Here is a 5,220-nt window from a genome sequence, read left to right as displayed (position 1 = left end):
ATGTATCATTTGTTATATATATTTTTATGTGTTTGATGGAGGTTTGTTATGTCTAGTTTAAGGATTGATTATAATTTTGCTACATCTAAATATATTGATTGTGGTATTGATGATATCGAGGAATATAAAAATAACGTCAAGAGAGGTTTATCTGAATTAATAAAATTAACCCAAGCTGGGGAAGTTGGTTTTCCGAAACTAACAACCTTTAATTTTGATGAGGTGAAAAAATTTTCAAAATCTATAACAGGAAAATTTAATGATTTAATAGTTGTTGGAATAGGTGGCTCATCATTGGGTTTTGAGGCTATAGCCAATGCATTATTACCATATGGACATAACTCACTTTCCTTTGCAGAGAGGGGAGGATATCCAAGGGTGTGGATTGCCGATAACGTTGACCCCCATAAAAGCTATTGGATTGCTAAAAATTGTTTACCCCAGGATACATTACTATGTGTTATAACAAAATCTGGTACAACTGTTGAGACTATAAGTAATTTTTTATATCTATATAATTGGATGAAAGAGGATGTTAATGACATAAATGAACATATTGTTGTAGTAACTGATAATAATGATAATCCTCTTAGAAAGTATGCCGTAGAACGTGGGATTAAGACATTTGATATACCATCGAATGTTGGCGGGAGATATTCAGTCTTGTCAGTTGTCGGTATGTTGCCATCCTTCATTGTTGGATTAGATATAGATGCATTTTTGGAGGGTGCAAAAAAAATTGTTGAATCAAACTATGAACAAGTCTTGTGTTTGGCTGCTATATATAGTTATTATATCGATAAAAAATACAATATTAATGTTATGATGCCCTATACAACAAGATTGAAAGGGTTTTCAAATTGGTTTTGTCAATTGTGGGCTGAGAGTTTAGGAAAAAAATATGATTTAGGTAACAATGTTGTTAATTTTGGGACTACCCCATATTCATCTGTTGGGGCAAATGACCAACATTCATTAGTCCAATTGTTCAAAGAGGGGCCAAAAGATAAATTAACAACCTTTATAGAAGTGGATAACCATGATTTGGATATTGATATAAAGGATTCATTAATAGAGGATTTTAATTTTCTTAAAGATAAGAAATTGGGATCTCTAATAAATATCGAACTTAAAGCTACAGAGGTTTCACTTAGAAGTGAGGATAAACCTACAATAAAGTTAGTTTTAGAAAATATTGATGAGAGTTCACTTGGGCAATTATTTATGTTATATCAGTATGTTGTTGCAGTTATTGGGTTAACATATAATATTAATCCCTTTGATCAACCAGGAGTAGAAGAGGGAAAACAATATACCTATGCATTAATGGGTAGAAAGGGTTTTGATGAGAAAAAGAGTGAATTTGAAAGGAAATATATAAAGGATGATGAGTTTATCATTTGATAATAAATTATTCTCTAAATTATATAATTTTGCAAATAAAAGATTAATTGTTGCTTATTCAGGAGGGAAAGATTCTACTGCACTGCTACACTATCTAGCAGTCAAAAGGCATTTATTTAATTATTCTCTGTTTCCAGTTTATATCAATCACAATCTACGTAAAGATATAGAACAAGAGATTAAAAAATGTAGCGCATTCTGTGAACAATTAGGATTAGATTTAATAATATATAATATTGATGTATATAAACTTGTAAATAATGAGAAAATGTCCATTGAAGAAGCTGCAAGAAAATTAAGATATGCTGAGCTATTTAGAGCTTTAGAGAACTTTAATTGTGATTACATATTGTTGGCCCACACCTATAATGATTTAATTGAGAATTTCTTTATAAAGATAATGAGAGGTACCTCTATTTTTAGTCTAAAGGGCTTTAATGCCTCCCCTGTACTAAAAAGACCACTTTTAGATATAAGTACAGAGGAAGTGATAGAATATAATAATGCATATTATTTAGAGTATATTTTTGATGAAAGTAATAATGATGATAGATTTTTGAGGAATTGGGTTAGACACAATATAGTTGCAAAGATTCTAGAAAAAAATAGGTCTTTTCTGAAAAATATCTCTTATATACAAGAGGAATCTAAACTAATTAGTGATTATATTTCTAAGAAAATAGATGTAGATTATTTAGCGCTAAAAGATTATATTAGAATAAATAAAAAAGATTTTTTAAAACTAGAGAAGGTTGAAAGGCTTTTTTTTCTCTCAAGGGTTATGCCTATACAGATAAGTAGAAGCATAATTGATGAGATAAATAAAATTATAGATTTAAAGAATTCAAAGAGGTTGTCTTTGCCAAATAATTATATATTTGAGGTAACCTATGATAATATATATATATTTAAAAAAGACCTAATAAAAGCTTTTAAAATAATAAAAGGAAAGGGGAGTGATTGTATTAAGATAGAGCACTTAAGAAAGATTGTTTTTTTTGATGATACTTTAAGCAAGGAGGTTTTATCTATTAGAAATAGAAAGAAAGGAGATAGGTTAAATAGAAAGAAACTAAAAGATATCTTCATAGATAAAAAAATTGATCTATTTAAAAGAGATACTTCAATAATTGTTGAGAGAAATAATAATATAGTGTATGTAGAGCATATTTATAAAGATAAAAATTACAGCATTAAGGTATATAATGAAGATGAAAGATTATGCGTTAGTTAAGTATATAGACAATAAAAGTATATCAGAAAAGGTTTCTGAGTTGTCAGAAAAAATTAATAATGATTTTAAGGATGCAGACTCACTATTGTTTATAGGTGTATTAAAGGGTGCATGGATGTTTTTAGCTGATATAGTGAGAAATGTAAATTTATCATTAGATATAAGTTTTATTGCTGTATCTAGTTATTTAGACAAGACAGAGACTAGTGGTGTAGTTAGGATTTTATGGGATGTAGATGTACCACTTGCAGGCAAAGATGTTTTTCTAATTGAAGATATTGTAGATTCAGGATTGACATTAAAACATTTAAAAGAATTATTTTATGTTAGAGATCCGAAGAGTATAAATGTTTGTTGTCTTTTAGATAAGCCTTCTAAAAGATTGGTTGATATAGATATTGATTATGTTGGTTTTACAATACCTGACTATTTTGTTGTAGGTTATGGTATGGATTATGCAGGTAAGCATAGAAATTTAAAAGATATTTATAGGTTAGAATTTAACAAGTAATTTAGGGGGTATGATGAACAATTTATATAAAAATTTAATGCTATGGTTTGTAATTGCATTAATTATGGTCGTGTTGTTTAATTTCTTCAACACAACCACACAGACAAGAAATAAGATATCTTATACAGAATTTATTGAAAGTGTTGAAAGTGGAAAAGTTTCAAAGGTGACTATACAAGAGGACTATGTTAAGGGTGAATTTAAAAGTGGCACCCTTTTTGAAACTAATTTGCCAAATGATCCTGACTTAGTAAAGATTTTAAGGGATAATAATGTTGAAATCTATGTAAAGCCTCCAGAAAAAAGTCCGTGGTATGTTCAGGTACTAATATCATGGCTACCTTTTATATTGCTTATAGCTATTTGGATATTTTTTATGAAACAAATGCAAGGCGCAGGAGGAAAAGCCTTTAGTTTTGGAAAGAGTAAGGCAAAATTGTTAACCCAAGGTTATCCAAAGATAACCTTCGATGATGTTGCAGGTGCCGACGAGGCAAAGGAGGAATTAAAAGAGATAATTGATTTTTTGAAGGATCCACAGAAGTTTCAAAAATTAGGTGGTAAAATACCCAAAGGTGTTTTATTAGTAGGTTCTCCTGGTACAGGTAAGACCTTAATGGCAAAAGCTGTTGCTGGTGAGGCAGGTGTTCCCTTTTTTAGCATTAGTGGTTCAGAGTTTGTCGAGATGTTTGTAGGTGTTGGTGCCTCAAGGGTTAGGGATTTATTTGAACAGGGCAAAAAACATGCCCCTTGTATTATATTTATTGATGAAATAGATGCTGTTGGTAGACACAGAGGAGCAGGTTTAGGTGGAGGACATGATGAAAGAGAGCAGACGTTAAATCAGATTTTAGTAGAGATGGATGGTTTTACCACAAATGAGGGTGTAATCTTAATTGCTGCAACAAATAGGCCTGATGTATTAGACCCAGCCTTATTAAGACCTGGTAGGTTTGATAGACAGATTGTTGTGCCTAGACCTGATGTTAAAGGAAGATACGAAATATTGAAAACCCATGTTAAAAAAGTAAAGCTAGCAGAGGATGTTGATTTGGAAGTAATAGCTAAAGGTACCCCTGGTTTTGCAGGTGCAGAGTTGGCAAATTTGGTTAATGAAGCTGCATTAATAGCTGCTAGGAAAAATAAAGAAAAGGTTGAAATGGAGGATTTAGAGGAAGCTAAGGATAAGGTAATGATGGGGAAAGAAAGGAGAAGTTTAGTTATCACTGATGAAGAGAAAAAGAGGATAGCCTATCATGAAGCTGGTCATGCAATTGTTGCTAAATTAACACCTGGTAATGATCCTGTGCACAAAGTTTCAATTATACCAAGGGGGTTAGCTCTAGGTATTACTCAACAACTTCCAAAAGATGATAGATATTTATTTACAAAAGAATATTTGTATGGGACTATCTGTGTTTTAATGGGCGGCAGGATTGCTGAAGAGCTTATTTTTGGCGATATTTCTACAGGAGCTGGTAATGATATTGAGAGAGCTACTGATATTGCAAGAAAAATGATTTGTGAATGGGGTATGAGTGATAAATTAGGCCCACTGACATTTGGCAAAAAAGATGAGGCTATCTTTTTAGGTAAGGAGTTATCAACCCAAAAAAATTATAGTGAGAAAACTGCTATAATGATTGATGAGGAGATTAAGAGTATAGTTCAACAATGCTATAAGAGAGCAAAAAATTTGTTAAGTGAATATAAAAAGGTATTAGAAAAAGTAGCTAGGCTATTGCTTGAAAAAGAAACAATAGATGGTAAACAGATAGATGAGTTTATAGAGAACTCAAAGAAAGAAAACACAGATGATAAAACCATTATATGCAACCAAAAATAGATTGAGAAATGAAATAAAGCGAGTCGGTGTAGATCCTTATGCAGAGTATCTAATAAATAAAGGCTTACCCTTTAATATAAGAATTAAGAATTTAAGACCCTGTCAAGCTAATATAATAAAACAAGAGGCATTAGCAGTTGGAATTGATGCTGCTGTAGCACGTGATGTTGTAAGCTGTTCACGGGATATATCTGATGTTTGTTTGTTTGCACATATTCATGGTTT

5 protein-coding genes are annotated in these 5,220 nt (G+C 31.2%); all 5 read left to right on the top strand.

Features of this window, described 5'->3' with window-relative positions:
* Nucleotides 1-48 precede the first annotated feature (48 nt).
* Nucleotides 49-1,404: a glucose-6-phosphate isomerase gene (locus SVN78_08235; protein MDY6821592.1), complete on the top strand. Its 1,356-nt coding sequence runs from the start codon at nt 49-51 to the stop codon at nt 1,402-1,404.
* Nucleotides 1,385-2,638: a tRNA lysidine(34) synthetase TilS gene (tilS, locus tag SVN78_08230; protein ID MDY6821591.1), complete on the top strand. Its 1,254-nt coding sequence runs from the start codon at nt 1,385-1,387 to the stop codon at nt 2,636-2,638. Before SVN78_08235 ends, tilS begins: the two co-directional genes overlap by 20 nt.
* Nucleotides 2,616-3,149: a hypoxanthine phosphoribosyltransferase gene (hpt, locus tag SVN78_08225; GenBank protein ID MDY6821590.1), complete on the top strand. Its 534-nt coding sequence runs from the start codon at nt 2,616-2,618 to the stop codon at nt 3,147-3,149. The genes tilS and hpt overlap by 23 nt, the downstream gene beginning before the upstream one ends.
* A gap of 13 nt (nt 3,150-3,162) precedes the next feature.
* Complete coding sequence (ftsH, locus tag SVN78_08220; protein MDY6821589.1) at nt 3,163-4,995, top strand: ATP-dependent zinc metalloprotease FtsH; 1,833 nt, start codon at nt 3,163-3,165, stop codon at nt 4,993-4,995.
* Between the two features lies 1 nt (nt 4,996).
* Nucleotides 4,997-5,220 (top strand): dihydropteroate synthase (locus SVN78_08215; protein MDY6821588.1); only part of this gene is annotated, 224 nt, incomplete at its 3' end.

It is taken from the genome of Deferribacterota bacterium (genome assembly GCA_034189185.1).
Classification (GTDB): Bacteria; Chrysiogenota; Deferribacteres; order Deferribacterales; family UBA228; genus UBA228.
This window is presented reverse-complemented; position numbering and strand designations above follow the sequence as displayed.

Excerpts from the sequence above, each read along its gene's own strand:
- SVN78_08235 (MDY6821592.1), top strand. The coding sequence starts at position 49 with ATGTCTAGTTTAAGGATTGATTATAATTTTGCTACATCTAAATATATT.
- tilS (MDY6821591.1), top strand. The coding sequence starts at position 1,385 with ATGATGAGTTTATCATTTGATAATAAATTATTCTCTAAATTATATAAT.
- hpt (MDY6821590.1), top strand. The coding sequence starts at position 2,616 with ATGAAAGATTATGCGTTAGTTAAGTATATAGACAATAAAAGTATATCA.
- ftsH (MDY6821589.1), top strand. The coding sequence starts at position 3,163 with ATGAACAATTTATATAAAAATTTAATGCTATGGTTTGTAATTGCATTA.